The organism is Rhodococcus quanlei, from assembly GCF_055231015.1.
On sequence record NZ_JBUYWD010000030.1, the window covers coordinates 1 to 21,190 of the forward strand.

The 21,190-nt window shown below is 66.2% G+C and carries 16 protein-coding genes and 1 pseudogene; 7 read left to right on the top strand and 10 right to left on the bottom strand.

Annotation, left to right across the window (positions count from 1 at the left end; translation table 11 throughout):
* Window positions 1–174 precede the first annotated feature (174 nt).
* The gene (locus ACZI8Q_RS19810) at window positions 175–510 is read right to left on the bottom strand and encodes a hypothetical protein (RefSeq protein WP_463375289.1); all 336 of its coding nucleotides are present in this window, start codon (window positions 508–510) and stop codon (window positions 175–177) included.
* A 285-nt stretch (window positions 511–795) separates the two neighbouring features.
* On the opposite strand from ACZI8Q_RS19810, the gene ACZI8Q_RS19815 reads away from it, so the two are divergent.
* Window positions 796–1,275 (top strand): hypothetical protein, encoded by a 480-nt coding sequence (locus ACZI8Q_RS19815; protein WP_463375290.1) that lies wholly within the window; start codon window positions 796–798, stop codon window positions 1,273–1,275.
* Between the two features lie 87 nt (window positions 1,276–1,362).
* Here the strand turns inward: ACZI8Q_RS19815 and ACZI8Q_RS19820 are convergent, their stop codons facing one another.
* From ACZI8Q_RS19820 to ACZI8Q_RS19830, 3 genes are all read right to left on the bottom strand, one after another.
* Window positions 1,363–2,811, bottom strand: coding sequence for an aldehyde dehydrogenase (locus tag ACZI8Q_RS19820; protein WP_463375291.1), 1,449 nt, complete (start codon window positions 2,809–2,811; stop codon window positions 1,363–1,365).
* A 103-nt stretch (window positions 2,812–2,914) separates the two neighbouring features.
* Window positions 2,915–3,811: an ROK family protein gene (locus ACZI8Q_RS19825; RefSeq protein ID WP_463375292.1), complete on the bottom strand. Its 897-nt coding sequence runs from the start codon at window positions 3,809–3,811 to the stop codon at window positions 2,915–2,917.
* A 9-nt stretch (window positions 3,812–3,820) separates the two neighbouring features.
* Window positions 3,821–4,576, bottom strand: coding sequence for a class I SAM-dependent methyltransferase (locus tag ACZI8Q_RS19830; protein WP_463375320.1), 756 nt, complete (start codon window positions 4,574–4,576; stop codon window positions 3,821–3,823).
* A 149-nt stretch (window positions 4,577–4,725) separates the two neighbouring features.
* Between ACZI8Q_RS19830 and ACZI8Q_RS19835 the strand changes: the two genes are divergently transcribed.
* Window positions 4,726–5,955: a glycosyltransferase family 4 protein gene (locus tag ACZI8Q_RS19835; RefSeq protein ID WP_463375293.1), complete on the top strand. Its 1,230-nt coding sequence runs from the start codon at window positions 4,726–4,728 to the stop codon at window positions 5,953–5,955.
* Here ACZI8Q_RS19835 and ACZI8Q_RS19840 read toward each other — a convergent pair.
* A complete protein-coding gene (locus ACZI8Q_RS19840; protein WP_463375294.1) occupies window positions 5,887–7,650 on the bottom strand; it encodes a hypothetical protein in 1,764 nt (587 codons plus the stop codon). The two genes, ACZI8Q_RS19835 and ACZI8Q_RS19840, sit on opposite strands and share 69 nt — an antisense overlap.
* A gap of 33 nt (window positions 7,651–7,683) precedes the next feature.
* Here ACZI8Q_RS19840 and ACZI8Q_RS19845 point away from each other — a divergent pair, with 33 nt between their 5' ends.
* Complete coding sequence (locus ACZI8Q_RS19845) at window positions 7,684–8,907, top strand: MATE family efflux transporter (RefSeq protein ID WP_463375295.1); 1,224 nt, start codon at window positions 7,684–7,686, stop codon at window positions 8,905–8,907.
* A 241-nt stretch (window positions 8,908–9,148) separates the two neighbouring features.
* Window positions 9,149–10,819 (top strand): ABC-F family ATP-binding cassette domain-containing protein, encoded by a 1,671-nt coding sequence (locus ACZI8Q_RS19850; RefSeq protein ID WP_463375296.1) that lies wholly within the window; start codon window positions 9,149–9,151, stop codon window positions 10,817–10,819.
* A gap of 83 nt (window positions 10,820–10,902) precedes the next feature.
* Here ACZI8Q_RS19850 and ACZI8Q_RS19855 read toward each other — a convergent pair whose 3' ends face one another.
* Window positions 10,903–12,075: a PorA family protein gene (locus ACZI8Q_RS19855; RefSeq protein WP_463375297.1), complete on the bottom strand. Its 1,173-nt coding sequence runs from the start codon at window positions 12,073–12,075 to the stop codon at window positions 10,903–10,905.
* Between the two features lie 179 nt (window positions 12,076–12,254).
* Here ACZI8Q_RS19855 and ACZI8Q_RS19860 point away from each other — a divergent pair.
* Window positions 12,255–13,316 (top strand): annotated as a pseudogene (locus ACZI8Q_RS19860) (acyltransferase family protein); the annotation flags it as partial.
* Between the two features lie 20 nt (window positions 13,317–13,336).
* On the opposite strand, the gene ACZI8Q_RS19865 reads toward ACZI8Q_RS19860, so the two are convergent.
* From ACZI8Q_RS19865 to ACZI8Q_RS19875, 3 genes are all read right to left on the bottom strand, one after another.
* Complete coding sequence (locus ACZI8Q_RS19865) at window positions 13,337–17,653, bottom strand: alpha-(1->3)-arabinofuranosyltransferase (RefSeq protein ID WP_463375298.1); 4,317 nt, start codon at window positions 17,651–17,653, stop codon at window positions 13,337–13,339.
* The gene (locus tag ACZI8Q_RS19870) at window positions 17,634–17,807 is read right to left on the bottom strand and encodes a DUF2613 domain-containing protein (RefSeq protein ID WP_463375299.1); all 174 of its coding nucleotides are present in this window, start codon (window positions 17,805–17,807) and stop codon (window positions 17,634–17,636) included. The genes ACZI8Q_RS19865 and ACZI8Q_RS19870 overlap by 20 nt, the downstream gene beginning before the upstream one ends.
* 128 nt (window positions 17,808–17,935) lie before the next feature.
* The gene (locus ACZI8Q_RS19875) at window positions 17,936–18,403 is read right to left on the bottom strand and encodes a universal stress protein (RefSeq protein WP_463375300.1); all 468 of its coding nucleotides are present in this window, start codon (window positions 18,401–18,403) and stop codon (window positions 17,936–17,938) included.
* Window positions 18,404–18,527: 124 nt separating this feature from the next.
* On the opposite strand from ACZI8Q_RS19875, the gene ACZI8Q_RS19880 reads away from it, so the two are divergent.
* A complete protein-coding gene (locus ACZI8Q_RS19880; protein WP_463375301.1) occupies window positions 18,528–19,703 on the top strand; it encodes a glycoside hydrolase family 3 N-terminal domain-containing protein in 1,176 nt (391 codons plus the stop codon).
* 81 nt (window positions 19,704–19,784) lie between these two features.
* Here ACZI8Q_RS19880 and ACZI8Q_RS19885 read toward each other — a convergent pair whose 3' ends face one another.
* Window positions 19,785–20,339 (bottom strand): hypothetical protein, encoded by a 555-nt coding sequence (locus tag ACZI8Q_RS19885; RefSeq protein WP_463375302.1) that lies wholly within the window; start codon window positions 20,337–20,339, stop codon window positions 19,785–19,787.
* 231 nt (window positions 20,340–20,570) lie between these two features.
* Between ACZI8Q_RS19885 and ACZI8Q_RS19890 the strand changes: the two genes are divergently transcribed.
* Window positions 20,571–21,176: a TetR/AcrR family transcriptional regulator gene (locus ACZI8Q_RS19890; RefSeq protein WP_463375303.1), complete on the top strand. Its 606-nt coding sequence runs from the start codon at window positions 20,571–20,573 to the stop codon at window positions 21,174–21,176.
* The last annotated feature ends 14 nt before the right edge of the window (window positions 21,177–21,190 follow it).

The window sequence follows — 21,190 nt, forward strand, 5'->3', positions numbered from 1 at the left end:
CAACGCAAAACCAAACGCGAGATCATCCGCTGCCTCAAACGCGCCGTCGCCCGCGAGATCTACCAACTCCTGACCCACCCCAACCCCCAAAACACCCCTTGACGAAACATAGGAGCATCACACGTTCGCGCGAGTTGAACGAGTGTGACATCGGTCGTTCAGGGATGCGCCGGTTCAGTCGAGTGCCACTTTCACGTGGACGTCGTCTCCGTCTCGATGCGCGACGGCTGTACCGGTGCGTTCGATCCCGTCGAGCTGCACGAGAATCGGTCCGCCGTTCGGATGGAAGTTCCGCCACCATCCCTTCTTCTGGGGCATCGCGACTCCGATGGTGAGTTCGTCTCCGCGTCGTTTGTACGCCACGATCAAGGAGAATCGGCGACCGGATTTGCGTCCGACGTAGGAGACCTCCGTCATCGAACGCGAGAGGTATCGGCCGACGAGCGGTGCCTCGATGAGTCGTCGCATCACCTTGTTGAAGGCGGCTGCACCCTGTTGGAAACGGTTCACGGTGACACCTTCCGGGGCTGAAGAAGAGGACTGTCGTCGGAGCTCACTGTATCTGCCGCGTGCCTCGCGTCGTCGACGAATGTCACAGCGGTTCGCGTGAGCTGAACGAGTGTGACATTCGTCGACGAAGGGGTGGGTGGCAGGTCACCGTTCGGTGACTATTCGATGACCGTCCATCCCGAACTGTCACATGGGTAACTTGCGTCACATAGTGTTCGAGCCGCACCAATTGTCGTCGGGGTTCTTCGAAAGGCACTACATATGCGGACATCGACACGTGGCGGTATGAAGCGAGTCGTCGCCGGTGCGGCGGTTACTGCCGCTGCCACAGCGGGCATCGCCCTGGCAGCACCGGCAACCGCCTCGGCGGCCGAAGGGGTTCTGGCTCCCGGCGTGAGCGTCGCGGCAGACGACAACGTCCTGAACCTGACCGTGACCAACCCGAACGAAGGAATTCTCAACCCCTCCTGCGGCGCCTATGTCATCGACGCCATGAAGATTCCGGCCGTACTGCAGAATCCGTTGGAGATCCTCGAACCGGGATTCGCTGCCTGGGGAACGATCAATCCGCTCGACCGGGTCGGCGCCAACCTCGACGGAACCGCCGCGAGAGATTACGTAACGTCCGAACTGGTGGACGGGGTGTATGCCGTGATCGGTGAATGCGCGAGCGTGCTCGATCTGACGAATCCGGCAACGAGCTTCCCGCAGATCATCTTCGTCGGTGGCCCGCTGGACGGAATCGGGACCGGCAGCGTCGGCTGACCGAAACCACCCGACCCGACGCCCACGAATGTCACACACGTTCGCGTGAGCTGAACGTGTGTGACATTCGTCGGAAAGGGGTGCGGGTTACCCGGAATAGCCGGGCGGCATGAGTACAGACTTGGTTTCGCAGAAGGCTTCGAGTCCTTCGGGGCCGTTCTCGCGTCCGATGCCGGAGTTCTTGTAGCCCCCGAACGGTGATCCGGGGTCGAAGGCGTACCAGTTGATCGCGTAGGTGCCGGTGCGAATCTTCTTGGCTACAGCGAGGCCGTGCTCGGCGTCAGTGGTGTACACCGAACCGGCCAGACCGTAGTCGGAGTCGTTGGCGATCTTGATGGCCTCGTCCTCAGAGTCGTAGGGGATCACAGAGAGGACGGGGCCGAAAATCTCCTCGCGGGCAATGGTCATCGAGTTGTCGACGTCCGCGAAGATCGTGGGTTCGACGTACCACCCCTTGTCGAATCCGGCCGGGCGTCCGCCGCCGAGGACGACGCGGGCGCCTTCCTCCTTGCCCTTCGCGATGTAGCCCTCGACGCGTTCGCGCTGTCTCTCTGAGATCAGCGGCCCGAGCTGAGCTGCGGCATCGCTGGGGTCGCCGACGGTCATCATGGCGGAGCCGGCAACGAGGCCTTCGATCACTTCGTCGTAGCGCGAGCGCGGTGCGAGGATGCGTGTTTGCGCGACGCAGGCCTGGCCGGTGTTCATCAGGCCGGACATCACCAGCATCGGCATGGTGGCTGTGAGGTCGGCGTCTTCGAGGATGATCGCGGCGGACTTGCCGCCGAGCTCGAGCGAGCAACGCTTCAGGTTCTGGGCGGCGATGGCACCGATCTTGCGGCCGACGGGGCTCGAGCCGGTGAAGGTGATCTTGTCGATGTCGGCGTGCGACACCAGGTATTCGCCGGTCTCGGCGCCGCCGGGCAGTACGGAGATGACGCCCTCGGGAACGCCTGCCTCGGTGAGGATCTCGGCGATCATGTTGGTGGCGAGGGGCGACTCCGGTGCCGGTTTGAGGAGGATCGTGCAGCCCGCGAGCAGTGCCGGTGCGAGCTTGTTGACGGCGAGGAACAGCGGCACGTTCCAGGCCAGCACGGCGGCGACGACGCCGACCGGCTCGCGCAGCACGCGGGCCTGACCGAAGATTCCGGTGCGGGTCTGGTCCCACTCGAAGTCGTTCGCGAGACCGGCGTAGAAGTTCAGGGTGGCGAGCGCTGGGGTCTGCTGCATCATGCCCACCGTGGCGGGCGGCTGGCCCATCTCGGACGACAGGACAGACGTGAGTTCGGCGCTGCGCTCCTCGATCAGCTTGGCTGCTTTGGCCAGGATCTCGCCGCGTTCGGACGGCGTGGTGTGCGGCCACGGGCCGTCGTCGAAGGCGCGGCGGGCGACGGCTACCGCGTTGTCGATGTCGGCGGGAGACGCGACGGGTACGACGCCGACACGTTCTTCGGTGGCGGGGGAGAAGATCTCGAGAACCTCGTCGGTGTGCGGCGGTACCCACTGGCCGCCGATGTAAAGCTGGTCGTAATCGGGCATGTTTTCGTTCCTCCTGGTCGTGGCCGCGGCGGAGAGTCGGACGAAATGGTGTGACCCTGGACACTAGAACACGTTACAGGGAAAGGGAACAGTCGGACCGTCCTCAGAGTTCCGCAGTGATGATCGCGGCCCCGGCGAGCGTGCCGGTGGGACCGAGTGCGGCGGGCACAACCCGTAAATCCCGCGTGAACGACAAACCGGCATGATGAGCCACAGCCGCGTGGAGCGGGTCCCACATCGCCGGCCCGGCCTGGGCGAATCCGCCGCCGACCACCACGAGATTCAGGTCCACGAGCGCCGCAACGGAGGAAAAGGCTTCACCCAACGCGGACCCGACGCGGTCGAGGGCCGCAATCGCCACGGGATCACCGTCGGATGCAGTTCGGGCCAGATCGCGACCGTCTGAGCCGTGCCAGCCGTGCGCCTGCGCCCACCTGACAGCTGAAGGACCGCTCGCCACCGATTCGAGGCAGCCGACACCGCCGCAGGCGCACCGGTCTTCGCCGACCGAGACCACCACGTGCCCGACGTGCCCTGCGTTTCCGGTTCGACCCGCCACGGGCTTTCCGCCCAGAATCAGTCCGCCGCCGACGCCGGTGGACACCACGACGCTCAGCAAGTCGGCACAACCGCGTCCGGCGCCGAGACGATGCTCCGCGAGGGCTACCGCGGTGCCGTCCAGAGCAAGCTGGATCTCGGCTCGTGGAAACAGCCCGCGTATCGCGTCCACCAGCGCAAAACCGCGCACCCACTCGGCGATGTTGAGGGGTGAGACGATTCCTCGCTCGACATCGACCGGCCCCGCACTCGCGATGCCCACGGCGGTGACCTCATGGCCGCCGGCGACAGTGTGCAACAGACGGGAGCAGGCGCCCCACACATCGGATCGGGGTGTCGGGGCGGTGACGGCATTGTGCTGGACTCCCGTCGCGGTGACCTCGTCGTCGGTGACGCGGCAGGCGGCAAACTTGGTCCCGCCGACGTCGAGCGCGAGGCGCACCGCGGTCCCCTACTTCTTCCGCATGACGAGCACGAGGTTGCTCACCAGGAATTCCCGGACCCCGGGTACGTGCACCATCCACCACGCCCACCGCGGGTGGTAGCGGGGGAAAGCGGCGAGCATCTCGGCGCTCTCTACGCTGCGGGCCCACCGCAGTCCGTCGGCGGCGCCGACCTTGAACAGCGAGGTTCCGTAACGGTTCTTCGGTTCGTTGCCGGTTGTGCGCAGGTAGCGGCGGGCGGCGTACTCACCACCGAAAGCGTGCCAGGGGCCCGTCTCGTGACCACCGAACGGGCCCCACCACAACGTGTACGACAGCACCATCAGACCGCCCGGCTTGACCACACGCAGCATCTCGTCCGCCATCACCCACGGCTGCGGCACGTGTTCGGCGACGTTCGACGAGAAACAGACGTCGACCGACGAGTCGCGGAACGGCAGGGCGAGCCCGGAGCCGCGTACGGCACCTCCGACGGCAAGACCGGCGGCATGCATCTCGGACGGATCGGGTTCGACGGGAACGTACCGCGCCCCCGCCTCGGTGAATGCTTCCGCGAAGTATCCCGGACCGCCGCCCACGTCGAGGACGGTCGCCCCGGTCAGGTCGGATTCGGTCAGCCCGAAGTAGAGGTCCGAAATCAACTCGAGGGAGTCGCGGGCGAGCGCACCGTAGAAGAGTTCGGGGGCCGTCTGCTCGTGCCGAAAGTCGCTGAGCAGGCCGAACGAGCGTTTCAGGGTTGCTCGTCGACCGAATCGACGTGTCACGGCGCGCGATCTCACGGAAGTGAACCTTACTGTTGCAGTCTCCGCGACCCTTTCCGGGCCGTGCCGAACGGTTAGGGTGTGCGGGGGACTACCGCCTGGTACAGGTTGTGCCCGGCAGGTTCGATCGGCGACTACAGGAGTTCACGACAGTGCGAGAGGTATTGCTGCTGTGCTGGCGCGACACCGGACACCCCCAGGGTGGCGGCAGTGAGCGGTACCTGGAGCAGGTCGGCGCACAACTCGCCGCTCGCGGTATCAAGGTGACTTTGCGGACGGCGCGCTACGGCGGGGCGGCGCGCAATGAAACGATCGACGGTATCGAGATCAGCCGGGCCGGCGGCCGGTACAGCGTCTACCCACGTGCGCTTGCGGCGATTGCGGCGGGGCGTCTCGGTTTCGGTCCGCTTGCGGGCATTCGGCCCGACGCGGTGATCGACACCCAGAACGGAATCCCGTTCTTCTCCCGCACCGTGTCCGGTGCTCCGGTGACTTTGCTCGTGCACCACTGCCACCGTGAACAGTGGCCGGTCGCCGGCAAGCTGGTCGGCAAGATCGGGTGGTGGGTCGAGTCGTGGTTGTCGCCGCGCGCTCACAAGAACAATCAGTATCTGACGGTGTCCTTGCCTTCTGCTGACGAGTTGGTCGATCTCGGTATCGATCGTGACCGAATCGCCGTGGTCCGAAACGGGGCAGACGATCTTCCTTTCGGTGTCGACGCCGGCGGCGATCACAGCCGAACCGACCATCCCAGCGTGTGCGTGTTGTCGCGCTTGGTGCCGCACAAGCAGATCGAAGACGCACTCGAATCGGTTGCGACGCTGCGGCCGACCGTGCCCGGTCTGCATCTCGACGTGGTGGGCGGTGGCTGGTGGGAGCAGAACCTTCGCGAGCGGGCGCACGAACTCGGAATCGGCGATGCGGTCACGTTCCACGGGCACGTCGACGAGGCGCGCAAGCACGAGTTGCTCGGGCGGGCATGGGTTCACGTGATGCCGTCGAGGAAGGAAGGCTGGGGACTGGCGGTCATCGAGGCTGCGCAGCACGCGGTACCCACGGTCGGCTACCGCAGTTCGAAGGGGCTCACCGATTCGATCGTCGACGGTGTGACGGGGATTCTGGTGGGTGGCACCGAAGTCTCATCCACCGACGTCGCCGCTCTCACCGAAGCGATCAGCACCCTGTTGCTCGACGCGGAGGCGCGCACCCTGCTGGGGGAGAAAGCGCGGGTGCGGGCCGGCGAGTTCTCGTGGAAGCACACCGGCAAGGGCGTTCACGACGTGTTGGTGCAGACCACCGCCGGGAGGCACACGTCAGGGCTCGTCGCACCGGTTCTTCCGTTGCCGCCTGTCGGCGAGGGTGAGTACGCCCGCACCGATTAGACCGCCGACGAACAGCGCCGCCCACAGCGCGTGCGCCGTCAGCACTGCGACGCGGCTGGTAGCGGAAATTGATTCGACGCTCACGTCGCCGCTGACTCGGTAGAGCGCCAGGTTCGTATCCTCGTACGTGCTGTCGAGCTGCTCGAGGGTTCTGGCTGAGTCTCCGAGTTCCCCGATAGTGCGGCGCTCGACGAGCACCCACCGCACGCCCAGGTCGGCGAGGGCGCTTTCGGACCCACCGGAGAGCAGGACGTGTTCGACGTCCTCGGCTCGCGCGCCCTCCCCGGCGACCGTGCCGCCTGCGACAGGGAGCGCGCCTGTTCGAAGCACATCGTCGGGAAGCATGCGCGGCGCCGGGTCCAGTACCGGAGCACGCCCGGTGTAGTCGAATTTGCGGAACATGCCGGCCGGGAGAATCGCCACGTCTCCGGGACTCGTGTCCTGCTCGAGGATCGTCGCCACCCGATTCCACGAATCCGGGTAGCGCACCGGCGTCAGCGCACCGCCGACGCCCCACACCAGGTCCGGCAGCGCGATGATCACGGCCAGCATCGCCGCCGCAGACCACGCGGGCGTAAACTGTTTACGCATCACCGCGGCAGCCGCCGCCAGCGCGTACAGGGGCGCGGCAAGCGCGACCCACTTCTGTGCGTCCCGCGCCAGCCCGGCACCCGGTATCGCCTGCACCGCCCACTCGCCGACGGCCAAACCCCAGGCGGTGGCGCCGAGCGTCGGGCCCAGAACGGCCACGGCGGCAAGTGCGGCGAGCGCACCGATCACCGGGTTCCGGCGCCGCCGCCACAGCGCGGGTGCTCCGGCGATCACGACAGCGAGCAACACGGCCGTCCCCACGACGGCGAACACCGTGGTGCGGCTGTCGGGTACCGCGGTCGAGTTCCAGATTCCGCCCAACCCGAGGAGGCTGCCGACGGTGGCGAGCCCCGGTTCCGCGCGGGCGGCGAAGGCTGCCACCCCGGCCGGATCGGAGCCCTCCGCGGCTCCCTCCGACACGGCTGTGGCGATCAGCCACGGTGACCCTGCTGCCACGAAGAGCGCAAGGGTGCCCAGGAGCCGCACAGAACGCCGAGAGTGCCCACCTGGGGCCGACAGCACCGCCACGGCGGTAGCCGCAGCCAACAGCGCGCCGGTCGGGGTGAGTCCGGCACCGGCCGCACATGCCGCCAGGACGAACCAACCAGAACGTGCACCTCGACGAATCGCCACGGCGGCGCATACCGTCCACGGCAGGGCCGCGTACCCGGCGAGGAGGCTCCAATGCCCCTGTAGAAGCCGTTCGGCAATGTACGGATTCCACAGAACGACGGTCGCCGCGACGAGTTGTGGTCCCACTGTGGCGGTCGGCAGCAGGGTCCGCACCATCCGGGCAGCACCGGTACCGGCGAGCCACAGACAGGCCAGCAGGATCGCCTTCACCGTAAGCCCGCCGTCGACGACCGTGCTCAGGGTTGCGAGCAGCCAATCCTGCGGCACCGCCCGAGCCGCGGCGTCAGAGAGGCCGAGCGCGGCATCGGACAGGTAGGAGCGAGGCGTACTCACCGCATCGCGCAACAGCAGATACCCCGGACCGAGAAGCGGGCCGAGAATCAGAAGCGACAACCCGAGGCTGTACGCGGAGACGGCCACGGCGCTTCTTCGAGACGCCGCTCGAGCGGGTGCGAGGCGGCGCGACGTCATGTGCGGCACGATACGTGGTGCATCATTGGCCACATGCCGCAGCGACCGTCCACCAACTCTGCCGTCGCTGGAGTGACGATGGTGACGGCGGGGTCGATGATCGCCAATATCGCCTCCTACCTGCTGCATCTTCCGGCGAGTCGGTGGCTCGGCCCGGTCGGCTACGGCGAGTTCGCGAGTCTGCTCGCGGCTCAGTTGGTGTTGGCGGTGCCGGCGCTCGCCCTACAGACGGTGGCCGCACGAGAAGTGGTGCACGGCCGGAGCGTTCATGCGGTACGGGCACTCGGCGGCCGTTGCACCGCCATCGTCGTCGTCGTGGCGATTGCGCTCGTGCCCGTCGTCTCCTGGGCGTTGGACACCGGATTGTGGGCCACGTTCGCTGCACTCGTCACCGCGCCCATGCTCGTATTGTTGGCCACTGAGCAGGGAATTCTGCAGGGCGGTGGCCGTTTCGGGGAACTGAGCGTCGTTCTTGCCGGCGCCGGAATCGGCAAGGTGCTCCCGGCCGTCGTCGTCCTGGCACTCGGGGGCGATGCGGGGTTCGCTCTCGTGGCCAGTGCGGTCGGCACCGCTGTGGTCGCGCTGACCGCCCGTGCGCTCGCCGGCGCAGAGTTCGCCGGGGCCGGAGAGCGCGCCGCCGAGCCCGACAGTGCAGCTCCGAGCCGAATCGAAGTAGGCGCTGTTCTGGCGGCCTCACAGGTGCAACTAGCCCTCATCGCCCTGTCGTCCATGGACCTGGTTATCGCACGGATGGTCCTCACCAACGAGGACGCCGGCTTGTACGCGCTCGGCGCGGTCGCCACCAAGGTCGCCTTCTGGTTGCCGCAGGCGGTGGGTGTGGTGCTGTACCCCCGGATGGCCAATCCCGTCCATTCGGCAGGTGCTGTCCGATCCGCGCTCGCCGTACTGGTCGGACTCGGCAGTGTCCTCGTCCTCGGTGTGGCGGTGGCCTCCCCGATCGTGCCGATGCTCGTGGGCTCCGATTACGCGCCCGTGCAGTCCTTGCTGTGGGCGTTTGCGTTGCACGGTGCCTGCCTGGCAGTGCTTCAGGGCGCTTTGCTGTCGGCCATCGCCGGAGAACGGACGCACCTCGCTGCTGTTGCCTGGGTGGGTCTCCTCGTGGAAATGGCCGTGATGGTGACCACCGCTTCCACTGTGGGGCAGATGATCACGATCGCGGTGTCGGTGGCGTCGGTCACCGCATTGACCGTCAGCGTCCTGTCCGTGCGCGCTGCCCGCGTGCCGCAGCACGACTGAGTTCGACGGTATCGACCTCTCGGTGAATTCGTTTGCGGACCCGTGCGGTGTCCGGTACCAAGGAGACATGCATTTGTACTTCCTGTGACGGCTGAATCAAGGCCCACCGCGCTCGTCGAGTCATCCGAGCTTGCGGCGGCCGTTCGCTCTCGACCTCTCTTGGTCGCCGTCACCTGCGCACTCTCAGTCCCTGAGTCCATGAGTCCCTGGGCTATTGGGTGCGTCCTCTCGAAGGATACGAATGCTTACCCCGACCAACCCTCGACCGGCGCGTCAGAACGCGCAACTCATCGCCTCGGACGTCACCGTGATCCGCGGGGCGAGGACTGTCCTGAACCATGTCGACCTCACCGTCACGCCGACGTCGCGCATCGCGATCGTGGGTGAGAACGGTCGCGGAAAGTCGACCCTGCTCCACGTGCTCGACGGCACCCTCACGCCGGACCGCGGCACGGTTCACCGCATCGGCACACTGGGTGTCGCGGAACAGGAAATGCCGGCCGGCGACGATCGAACCGTGGGTGGCGCCGTGGCGGAGGCGATAGCCGAACCGCTCGCAGCGCTGGAGTCGCTCGGCACGGCGACCCTCGCACTCTCGGCCGGTGCTCCCGGTGCCGACGAGCGATACGCGGTCGCGCTGGAGTATGCCGAACTGCTCGATGCCTGGGATGCCGAGCGGCGAGTGAAGGTCGCTCTCGAGGCACTCGACGCAGAAACCGACCTGACTCGTCTGCTCGGTGACCTCTCCGTGGGGCAGCGGTATCGAGTGCGTCTGGCATGCCTCCTGGGTGCCGATGCCGATTTTCTGCTGCTCGACGAGCCCACCAACCACCTCGACCGCAGTGGACTCGAGTTTCTGAGCGCGCGACTTCGAGCGCGTAACGGCGGTGTCGTCGTTGTCACTCACGATCGCGCGTTGTTGTCGGAGGTCGCGGAAACCGTAGTCGACCTCGATCCGACACCAGATGATCGGGTGCGCATATACGGCACCGGTTATGCCGGCTATCGCGAGGGTAGAGGGGCCGAGCGTGCACGGTGGGAGCAGGAGTACGAGCGCCAACGAGTCGAGCACGCTCGATTACAGGAGAGCCTCAGCACGGCGCAGAACCGCCTCGTGTCCGGGTGGCGCCCGGAGAAGGGTTCGAACAAGCACGGACGCGCGACTCGTGCGGGCGGGCTGGTGCAGAGGGTGCATCGTAGACAAGAACAGCTCGAGGCCCACGCAGTGACGGTGCCGGAGCCACCGCAGCAGTTCCGATTCCCGGAACTGTCCACGAGAACCGGTGCGGTATTGCTGAACGTTCATCGCATCAGTGTTGCGGCGCGCGTGTCCGGCCCGGTTTCGCTTTCGCTTTCGCATCGTGACCGTCTGGTCGTGACCGGCCCGAACGGGGCCGGCAAGTCGACACTGTTGGGAGTGATCGCCGACCATCTGAAACCGGACTCGGGCTCCGTCTGGATGCCACAGGGAGCCCGCCTCGGCTTCCTGCGCCAGGAGACCGTGTTACCCCTGCAGCAGCGGGCGAGCGACGTCTACGCCGACCACGTCGGCGCCCTTCTCTCGGCGGGAACGTTGGAAGCATCGGAGGCTGTGGGACTGTCGCAGCTCGGCCTCCTGCGGGCCCGCGAGTCGAGTAAGCGGGTCGGTGAACTGTCGATGGGTCAGCAGCGCCGCCTCGATCTGGCCCTGGTGCTCGCGACCAAACCGCACGTACTGCTGCTCGACGAGCCCACGAACCACCTCTCGATCACACTTGTCGACGAACTCACGGATGCTCTGGGAGGGACCCAGGCAGCGGTAGTTCTTTCCACGCACGATCGGCAACTCCTCCGCGACGTCGACGACTGGCCGACGTTGCTCATCACGGAGTCCGCGGACTCCCGTGTCGCGAGTGTGAGCGTTCCACGGTAGGCAAATCGCGGGAAACGCACGAAAAGGCCCCTGGATCGAAATCCGGGGGCCTTTTCGGTGTGCTCTGGCTGTGTTGCCGTGACTTACTGGTTGTGACGCGGATCCTGAACCGGGGGGAACTCTTCGGTCCGGTCGTTGGTCCAATCCCGAATCTCTTCGGTCTGGTCCGTCGTCCAGTCACGATCCGAGGCAGCCGGAGCTGCTGCGTGTGCGGCGCCCGAATCGTCGGGACCGTTGGTGTCGTCCCCACGGACCGGGTCCTTGCCCTTGCCGCCGCGCACACCGAGGACGATGCCGGCGATCAGGGAGATGACACCGAGCACTCCGGCGACGATCGGCAGGGTGCGGCCGAACAGTGCCAGCTGGTCCATGCCGTCACGGGCCTGCTCAGTCTGGAATTCGACGGTCTCTTCGGTGAACGGGAGCGTGACCTCGAGGACGTTCACCTCAGGCTTGTTGGCGTTGCGGGCGTAGTACTGGTGAAGCTGTTCCTGGCCCTTGACGACGACACCGGTCTGCGGCTCGACCCACACGTCGCGCACGTTGGTGTAGTAGCGCGTCATCGTGACCGGCAGGTCGCCGCCCGGAACGCCCCAGACCTTCGCGGGAAGCTTCAGTTTGTTGGACGGGGAATCGGTGACCTCGGACAGGTCCGCCGGCCCGATCTTCTGCTTGAAGTGGTAGACGGTCAGGCCGTTGATCTCGGTCTCTTCGACGAATTCGATCGGCTTGGTGACCTCGGCGATCCGGTCGAAGTACGGGTAGGCCTTCTTCTCCACGTCGAACGGGAACTTGTACTGCAGGCCGTCGCGGGGTACCTCCACGGCCGGCTGGTTCGGCTCGGTCTGGATCGTTCCGACGGGGTCGTTGGTGGGCATGGACGTCTTGCGGTCGATGGTGACCGTGTCGACCGATGCCGACAGCAGACCGGTATCGCCCTGCTTGTCGGTGCGTCGAACCGTCAGACCCGCCTGGACCGTGATGTCGTCCGCGTTCGACGGTTCCTGAACGGTCACATACCGCTGTGCAACGATCGGCACGTTCTCGTCGATCTTGACGTTGCCGGCGAGAAGTGCCTTGGAGTCGAGCACGCTGCCGGTTCCTTCGGCGATCGTGGTGACCTCGAGGTCCAACGGCGTCTTCTTCAACTGCCCCACCGTGAAGGTGGGGACGAGGATGGCGATGGCCAAGAGGAAGGCACCGAGGCCTACCAGAATGCAAGCAAGAATCCGGCTCGGCCCTGAGCGCTCCGCCATGCTGTCTCTCCTAACTCAGTTCGTCGATAGTGAGTTTCCCCCACGGCAGCAGGGCTGCGCGGATCGCATGGAGCCCACATCGACACCACGTGAGGCAGAACACTAACAGTCCGCGGCTGACATTTCCCCCATCCCCCGTCGCTTTCCACGAGATAGCGACGCAGGGCACACTATCTGGAATGAGCATTACGGCGCCGCGAACGGCCGACCCGGCGACAGGCGTGCGGGGATTCATCCCCGCACTCGAGGGTCTACGCGGGTTGGCAGCGCTGGGCGTATTGGTCACCCACGTCGCCTTTCAGACAGGCGCCGTCAACATCACGATCCTCGGGCGTGCGCTCGGGCGCTTCGATCTGGCGGTGGCGTTGTTCTTCGCTCTCTCGGGCTTCTTGTTGTGGCGGTCACACGCGGCGGCCGCACGGGGGCTGGCTCGGCCTCAGCCCATGGTTCGGTACTGGATTTCCCGGGCGACCCGCATCCTGCCCGCCTACTGGGTGGCAGTGGTCCTGGTTCTGGCTTTCCTGCCGGAGGCCGACTCGAGCTTCACGACGTGGTGGGCGAACCTGGCGCTGGTTCAGGTGTTCGTCCCGTACACGCTCACCGGTGGCCTGACGCAGATGTGGAGCCTGTCCGTCGAAGTTGCCTTCTATCTGCTGCTTCCGCTGCTGGCGTTGGTATTGGTCGGGCTGCGTGGCGACCGTGCGCGGTGGCGGATTCCGGTGATCACCGTCTCTGCGGTGGTCTGTCTTTTCTGGGCGTTCCTGCCTGTTCCGGCACTGGGCGGAACTCACCACGACAATTGGCTACCGGGTTACCTGCCGTGGTTCGCCGCTGGGATGTTGCTGGCAGAACTCGCCGTGGCCCCGCCGACTTTCGTTCACAAGATGGCCCGTCATCGTTGGTGGATGCTCCTCGGCGCGATGGTGGCGTTCGCGCTGACGGCCACCGACCTGGCAGGCCCCGAAGGGCTCGTCCGGCCGGAGCCGTGGCAGTACGCCGTCAAGATTGCGCTCGGAGCCGTCATGAGCTTCCTGCTGATGGCCCCACTCGTGCTTGCCGACGCCGGGACGGCTGCCGGCCACCGCCTTTTGGCCAGTCCTCCCGCATTGGCCATCGGGCGGTGGTCGTACGGGATCTTCATCTGGCACCTGCCGATCCTGACGATCATCTTCCCCGTGTTCGGGCTCGTGCCTTTCGCCGGCAACTTCCGCTACGTGCTGCTGTTGACCGTCGTTCTCAGCATCGCTGTTGCCTCGGCGAGCTACGCCCTTGTGGAAGAGCCTTCCCGACGTGCGGTGAAGCGCCGGCAGGCCCGACGTACCGCGCTCGAACGTGACAGTGGGATCACGGCCAGCCCGGTCGCCACCAAGGCCACCGCCATCGGAAGCTGAACCAGGAACGAGTGGCCGACGTAGCCGTCCGGCGACCGCCACGGTCCGGTCGAGAGCATCGCGATACCGGTCATTGCGCCTACCCCCGCAAGGACGACGAACGTGCGTGCCGTGAACGCTGTTCCCTTCCAGCGGGCGAGCGCCAGCCACAATCCCGACAGTGCCGCGGTGACGCCGCCGCCGACTGCGCCTGCCATGACGACCCCGGCTGCGAACACGCCGAGCCAGGCGACGGTGGCGGAGGCCCAGGTGCGCGTGGGCCCGCCGTGATCGCGGGGGCGTCTGATGGGTGCCAGCGCACCGAACAGTAGTGGGACGAGTAGCAATAGGCCGCCGAAGATGCCGAGTCGGTACCAGCGGTCCGTCGGGTAGTCGAGCGACACGGTGCCCCCCATGCCGGCGGGAATCACCCAGCCCTGCTGCCAGCCGTTCACGACAACCGATTTCAGCTCGTCGCCGTTCGGGCCGGTCGCCACCCAACCGATATTGGTGCTTTCGGGAACCACCAGGATCTGTGCTTCGTCGCCGGCTTCGACTGTCGTCTCGCGATGGTTCTCCGTCCACGCCGTGGTGTCGACGTCGGTCGTGTGTCCGCCGCCCGGCTCGAGCTGTGCCGCGGGTGTGTTCAGTCGCAGGTGGTCGACGAAGAACGCGGACGTCGGCGATACCACCACGTCCTGACGGCCCTCGGCGAGCTCGACCGGCCCGCCGAGATCGCATGGGGTGGCCCGGACCGGCTCGTCCGAGAGGAGTTCGCCGACCGTGGCGGTGATGCTCGTCCGGATCTGTTGCCCGGACATCGAGATGACGGGTCCGTCGGTGCAGGGAACCGTGACGGTGCGTCCAGTCGATGCGGCTTCGGGCAATACACCGGACCCGGGCAGAAGAACGCCGTGCTCGCCGATCACCCCCACCTCTGCGAGACCGGTGGGTTGCGGCTGCGGGAACCCGAATGCGGTGTAGTTGATCCGGTCGTCCGACGACGTCACGCTGAGGAGGATGCGGTCCGTGACGGTCGGTTCCAGATCGATGGGTCCGCTCGCGTCGACCGCGCGGACCTGCGGGCCGTTGCCGAGGTCGACGGCGACACCGGTCGGCGGGGCAGGAAGCTGACCACGTCCGAGAGTCAGGTCGAGCCCGGTCACCAGAGTCGGTTCCGGCAGTTCGATGGTCAGTGTCGGATTCGCTCCGGCGCCCCTCGTCGTGGATTGTGGGGCCGTCCACGTGGTTCGTGGGTTGCCGTCCGTGGCAGCGAAGGCGGACCCGCGCAGATTGCCGACGTCACTTCGTCCGTGTGCGGTGGGGTGATCGTCGGCGGTGAGAATCTCGGCGAGTGCGTCACCGTGGCGACCGCGTACCCACAATTGCGGTGTGACCGTCGTGGGTTCGGGTACGGACAGCGTCCGATCGAACAACCCGGATTCCTCCGGTGCGAGTCTGATCGCGTTGGAGCAACGCACCCGATTCGGGGAATCGACGCAGGCGCGGCGACCGGGCAATTCCTGGGCAAGATCCCAGCCCGTGACGGTCGCTCCGGCAGGGGTTTCGGGGAGAACGGTGCGGAACCGGATGGGCACCATGTGCGGATCGTCTCGGTCCGAGAAGTCCTCGACGGCGATTTCGCTGATGCCGAACTGTGCTCCCGCGGAGCCGTCTTCGGTGCTCAGCGCGGTGACCCGTACCCACGGCGTTTCACCGGGGGGAATCGAGACCAGGGTGGGTTCCCCGGCCTCGTCCACCTTCACGGCCGCACTGCCGTTGGGGGTGCTGACCTCGAGCCAGCGGACGGGTGCGCCGATGGCTGCGGGGCTCGTGGTGATGTGCAGCAAGCCGCTGGTGATCGGCTCGTCGAGGTCGATCTGCATCCACTGGCCCAGCGCATGTTCGATGCCGTTGCTGAACCAGCCGGTGGCGGGGTCGCCGTCGACGGCGGCGGCCGGTCGGCTCGCGGGCGAGGTGCCGCCGAGTTGGGTGGCGTCGGACGCCGAACTCGAGACCGTGACCTCGGCGCCCTCCCACTCGCCCTGCACGAGCGGTGCCCCGTCGACGGGGTAATCCGGCACCAGGTTGTGGGTGCTGCGTGCTTGATCCGGGGTCCGGAGGGCGGAACTGTGATCGTCCACCTGACCGAAGTCCGTTTCGCGGTTGCGGGGGGTGTCGGTGACCCGCACCGCGTCGACGGGTAGTCCGGCCCGTTGTGCGTCGGAAGCAAGGAGGACGGGGCCCGCGCCGGGAAGCGAGTCACGTTCGTTCAGGCGTTGCACCGCTTCCGGCCCCCCCTGAATCCGTGGGGTATCCGCCAGATTGACCAGGTATGGGCCGCTGGGTGCCTGCGATCCGTCCGGCATCGAAACCCGGAAGATCTGGATCGCCGGGTAACGGGGCCGCAGATCACTGTCGGTGACGATGCCCTCCACCGTGCGCGGTCCGATCTCCTCGCCGAACTCGGCCACCTGCTCGATTCCCGGCGACCCCTCGATCGCTTGATGCACGAGAATCGGGCGGGCGGAGCGGGAGGTTTCCGGATCGAGATCGTTCCGCATCACCAAGTACTGAATGCCCTGGCCCAGTAGCGTTTCCGCTAGACCGTCGGATGGTCGTCCGTGCGCGATCAGTCGTTGGACGGAATCCATCGCCCGGATGGCGCCCGGTGGGGTCAACGGCACGGCATCGCGAACAGCCCACGGCGTGGTGGCGAGGGCCTGGAGCGGCTGGTCGCGGGTGAGGCCCCAGACCTGGCTGCCGAACGGGGCACCGGGGATGACGAGGGCGCGCTGCATTTCCGACCCGTCGGGGCTGTCGCCCTGGGCGTTCTCGTCCAACCATTGCGCCGCCTGATGCCAGTAGTCGGGTACCTGCTCGTACGTCCCGCGAGGTGCGAGCTTGCCGGTCCAGGCCAGCGAGGTGGCCAGGGTCAGTGCCACCATCAGCAGGCTGGTCACCGCCACCATCGGTTCGCGTTCGGGGTGCGCGAGCGCACCGCGCCACCGGGGGAACGGCACCGAACCCGGCAGGGGCACTTTCGCGAGGAGATGCGCGAGCCCGAGGACGAGGGGGATGCGGACGAGCGGTTCGAGTTTGTGCACGTTCCGTAGAGGTGCTCCGCCCGAATCGAGAAACAGCCGCACCTGCTCGGCGAAGGGGGAGGAGAGTTCTCCCACGTAGCCGGCGGACAGGCCGACGATCCCGACCAGCAGGATCAACACCAGACGTCCACGTGCCGGCATCGCGCGCATGCACAGACCGGCGAGTCCCGCCGCCGCGATCACGCCGGTAGCGACGACCGCCGCCGGCTGCGTGACGAGCACCGCTCCCGCGATGCGTTCGGGGGAGACGAACGGTGTCCAGCTGTCGGTGCCGCGCAGAATCTCGGCCAGCGACGTCCACTGGGTGGTGACACCGGAGGATTCGATGTAGTCGAGGAAAGGTGGGCTGACGCGGCCCAGCAACAGCAACGGGATCAGCCACCACAGTGTGGCGAGACCGATGAACGGAAACCACCACACGCTGAAAGCAATCCACCGGCGGTTGGGTCGGTGGGCGAGCCACCATAGCCCGGCGACCAGGCAGGCGGCGGCGGTGGCGACCGCATTCACGGCCCCCATCAGTGCAACCGCCACAGCGGATTGTGCCGCCAGTCGCCGCAGCGATTTCGGATGTGCGTGATCGAGAGCGACGACGACGGGAAGTAGCACCCATGGCGCCAGCATCATCGGAAGGGTTTCCGACGAGATCGAACCGAGTGTCGTCAGTACTCGCGGCGACAACGCGAATGCGGTCGCCGCGATGATCCGAGAACTGCGGCTCCCGACGCCCAGCGCCTCGGCAAGGCGCACGACACCCCAGAACCCGGCCACCAGGAGCAGCGCCCACCAGAACCGCTGGGTGATCCAGGCGGGGAGACCGAGGAGGTCACCGAGCGCGAAGAAGGGTCCGTGGGGGAAGAAGTAGCCGTAGGCCTGGTTCTGCACCTGCCCCATGGGGGCGATGGAACTCCATTGGTGCGATGCACGTTCCAGGAAGCCGAGAGGGTTCTCGGTGAGGTCGTACTTGGTATCCGCGGCGATGCGGCCGGGAGACTGAAAAAAGGCTAGAAGTATCGCAACGACGGAGGCGCCGAACAGCCACCGCCGTGACAGCGAACGGGAACTCGGGGAGCCGGCGTCCTCAGCGGGTGCCGTATTCAACCTGGTTCAAGATCGATGAATCCGCGTTTCCGCTGCGGTCGATCTCGGGGCGAGAGTTCTCCGATGCGGCGAAGGTGACGCCCAGGACGGCGACAACGCCGACAACGGCACCGATTGCGGCGCTCGCTGCACCGGGGACAAGGAACTTCGCCATCTTTGATCTCCCACCGTCATGCCGTGGCCGTGCGCGGTGTCCACGCACGGTCCTCGAAGTCGAATTACTCCGGTCAAGGTATCACCTGCGGTGCGGTGGCGGACTTCAGGACCGGTCTGTGGGGCAGTTCACTTCCCGGGCGGAACGATCAGGACCGGTCGGTGGCTGTGCCGGAGAACATGGTCGGCGACGCTGCTCTGCAGCAGTGAGCGCAGTCCGGTGGTGCCCCGGGTGCCGGTGACGATGACATCCACGTCCAACTCGTCCGCGGTTTCGACGAGGGCGGTCCAGATGGTCGTGGTGCACTCGGCGCATCGCCCTTCCGCGTCGATTCCGGCCGCCAGGGCAAGTTCGAGACCTTCACTGTTGGTGACCTTGGCATCGGTGAATGCAACATCCTCGCCGTCGTCTTCGGGCACCCATTCGGGTTGCATCACCCCAGACAGACCCGACATGCGTGCCGCTTGCCGAACCATCGGCTCCCATGCGGTCACCACGACGGCCCGATTCGACGCCAGGAAACGACCTGCGTACTCGATCGCGCGTTTGGAATTGTCGGAACCGTCGTACGCGATGAGCATGAGACCGCCCGGCACCACTACCTCCTCGATCAGGGGCTTCGGTTTACCCACAGATTACCAAGTGCATCGCGATTTCGAACCGATCCGGGCCTCGATCGTCGGTGGGTTCCCGTCTCGGTAGTGGGTTACCGTCATGATCATGCGATTGAAGCTTGCGTTGGCGCTGGCCGCCTGTGCCGGTCTGGTCGTCGGTTGTTCCTCGGAGACGGCAGAGCTGGGTGACCCCCCACCGCCGACGTCGTCCGAGGCGCAGTCGACGCCTTCCTCTGCGCCCGGAACCCCGACGGCGACCGAGGCTGCGGCATCGGTGTGTGGTCAGGAGTTGCTCGACTCTCTGTCCCAGCGGGACAAGCTCGCGCAGCTTCTCGTCGTCGGGGTGCGCGGCACCGCCGACGCTGTGCAAGTGGTGCGCAACGAGCAGGTCGGCGGCATCTTCATCGGTAGCTGGACCGACGACAGCATGCTGGCGAATCGTGAGGTACCGCAGGTTGCCGCCGAATCCGACCTGCCGCTCACCGTCTCCATCGACGAGGAAGGTGGTCGTGTGTCGCGGGTCGCCGACCTTCTCGGTGCGGACCCGTCCGCACGCGAGACGGCGCAGACCATGACGGTGGAACAGACCTACCAGATGGCACTCGAACGCGGGCGCGGGCTCGCGGACCTGGGGATCACCGTCAACTATGCGCCGGACGTCGACGTGAGCAGCCAGCCCGACAACTCGGTGATCGGTGACCGCTCGTACTCGAACGATCCCACCGTGGTCGCACAGTACGCCGACGCCTACGCGCGCGGTATGCGTGACGCCGGCATCTTGCCGGTCTTCAAACATTTCCCGGGTCACGGTTCTGCGTCCGGCGATTCGCACACCGGCGCCGTGACCACACCGCCGCTCGAGCAGTTGAAGGAGAAGGACCTCGTTCCCTACCGCACTGTGCTCCAGGCCGGCGGTGGCGTGATGCTGGGGCACCTGGACGTACCCGGCCTGACGCAGCCGGGTGTGCCGGCGAGTATCAGCCCGGAGGCGGTGGCCTTGCTGCGCGGTGGTGTGGGGTACGGGGGCGTTCCGTTCGACGGTCCGATCTTCACGGACGACCTCAGTGGCATGAAGGCAATCACGGACCGCTACACCATTTCCGAAGCCGTCGAGGCGGCGCTCGCTGCTGGTGTCGACCGGGCGTTGTGGTTGACGACAGACGAGGTGCCGCAGGTTCTCGACCACCTCGAGGATGCCGTCGCATCCGGGGACCTGCCGCAACAACGCGTCGACGAGGCTGTGGTGACGGTCGCGCGTTCGAAGGGCATTCTCACCTGCTAGGTCTCGAGCTCGCCTGCTGAGTCTCGGGCCTTGGTGAGTTGTGCCGGCCGAGGGTTTCGGCGGGGGTTTGGTGCGGTCGCACTACACGCGCAGAAGCGATCCTGCCGGCGTGAGGATTCCGAAGTACTCGGGCGCCAGCGGAAGCAGGCCGGTCCATCCCGGGATGCGACCCCACACCACGATTGCGACCGGCCCGGTGCCGGTGTTCAGGGTGGTCGCCCGGTCCGAGTAGTTTCCAAACATCGGGTTGTCGATCGGAGTCGACTCGGGTAATCCGCTGATACCTGAGCGACCGTTGGCCAAGTTCACCCAGCCCACCGACAGTCTTGACTCGATTCCGTTGCCCAGCCAACGCTGAATCACGCGCACCGTGCCGTGTTCGTGATCGAGTACGGCGTCGACCTGGGTTCCCGGGAAGGAGTATCGGTAGCCGGGGTGTGAAATGGTCACCACGTCACCCGCTGCCGCCGAGTCGGCGACGGACGCCTGTTGCGCTACCTCAGCGGGGACGCCGGCGTCGACCAACTGCTCGACCGGATCGACCTGCACGGGTGCCGCTCCGGCGACACTGGTCGAGCCCACAAGGGCAATCAGTACCGATCCGAGAAAAACGAACATCAGACGTCGTGACCTCATGTGAACCCCACTTTCGGCCGAACCCGGATCTGTCGATGTCGATCCGGGAAGCGGTGTCGGTTGCTTTCGTCGCCGCTTGGAATATCTCGATCGAACCCGCAGTGTTACCGGGTTGGTGGTGTTACCTGGCTATATGGGGTGTGTTGCCGCGGGTCGCCTGTCGGGCAGGTCTCCGTCGACCAGTTCTTACCTTAGAGTAAGATAGGGGGTTCGATCAGGGTTGGAGGACACATGGCAGGCGGCACCAAGAGACTGCCTCGTGCGGTGCGTGAGCAGCAAATGCTCGACGCTGCCGTCGACGTGTTCTCCGACAGAGGCTTTCACGAAACGTCGATGGACGCGATCGCAGCCAAGGCCGAGATTTCGAAGCCCATGCTGTATCTGTACTACGGGTCGAAGGACGAACTGTTCGGCGCCTGCATTGCGCGTGAAGCCTTACGGTTCGTGGAAGCGCTCGAACCGGCAGGTGACCCCAATCTGTCCCCCCGCGAGCAACTACGTCTGGCATTGAGCGGCTTTCTGGGATTCGTCGGGGCCAACCGCAAGTCGTGGATGGTGTTGTACCGCCAGGCGATCGGCCAGCAGGCCTTTCTGGGACAGGTGCAGTCCAGTCGCGACCGCCTCGTGGACCTGACCGCCCAACTGCTTTCCTCGAGCACGAAGACTCCCGGGGAGCCACAGGACTTCGGGCTGATGGCAACCGCCCTCGTCGGTGCGGGCGAGGCCGTCGCAGACCGGGTGGCCGGCGGTGAGGTGGAGGTGGACACCGCCGTAGATCTACTCGAATCTCTGGCGTGGCGTGGTCTGTCGGGAAAGAAGAAGGCCGACAACACCTGACTTGGCAGGCCGAT

What these genes read in the sequence shown, in the direction of transcription:
- ACZI8Q_RS19815 (WP_463375290.1), top strand. Translation starts at nt 796, where the DNA reads ATGAAGCGAGTCGTCGCCGGTGCGGCGGTTACTGCCGCTGCCACAGCG.
- ACZI8Q_RS19820 (WP_463375291.1), bottom strand. Translation starts at nt 2,811, where the DNA reads ATGCCCGATTACGACCAGCTTTACATCGGCGGCCAGTGGGTACCGCCG.
- ACZI8Q_RS19840 (WP_463375294.1), bottom strand. Translation starts at nt 7,650, where the DNA reads ATGACGTCGCGCCGCCTCGCACCCGCTCGAGCGGCGTCTCGAAGAAGC.
- ACZI8Q_RS19845 (WP_463375295.1), top strand. Translation starts at nt 7,684, where the DNA reads ATGCCGCAGCGACCGTCCACCAACTCTGCCGTCGCTGGAGTGACGATG.
- ACZI8Q_RS19850 (WP_463375296.1), top strand. Translation starts at nt 9,149, where the DNA reads ATGCTTACCCCGACCAACCCTCGACCGGCGCGTCAGAACGCGCAACTC.
- ACZI8Q_RS19855 (WP_463375297.1), bottom strand. Translation starts at nt 12,075, where the DNA reads ATGGCGGAGCGCTCAGGGCCGAGCCGGATTCTTGCTTGCATTCTGGTA.
- ACZI8Q_RS19870 (WP_463375299.1), bottom strand. Translation starts at nt 17,807, where the DNA reads ATGGCGAAGTTCCTTGTCCCCGGTGCAGCGAGCGCCGCAATCGGTGCC.
- ACZI8Q_RS19880 (WP_463375301.1), top strand. Translation starts at nt 18,528, where the DNA reads ATGCGATTGAAGCTTGCGTTGGCGCTGGCCGCCTGTGCCGGTCTGGTC.
- ACZI8Q_RS19885 (WP_463375302.1), bottom strand. Translation starts at nt 20,339, where the DNA reads ATGAGGTCACGACGTCTGATGTTCGTTTTTCTCGGATCGGTACTGATT.
- ACZI8Q_RS19890 (WP_463375303.1), top strand. Translation starts at nt 20,571, where the DNA reads ATGGCAGGCGGCACCAAGAGACTGCCTCGTGCGGTGCGTGAGCAGCAA.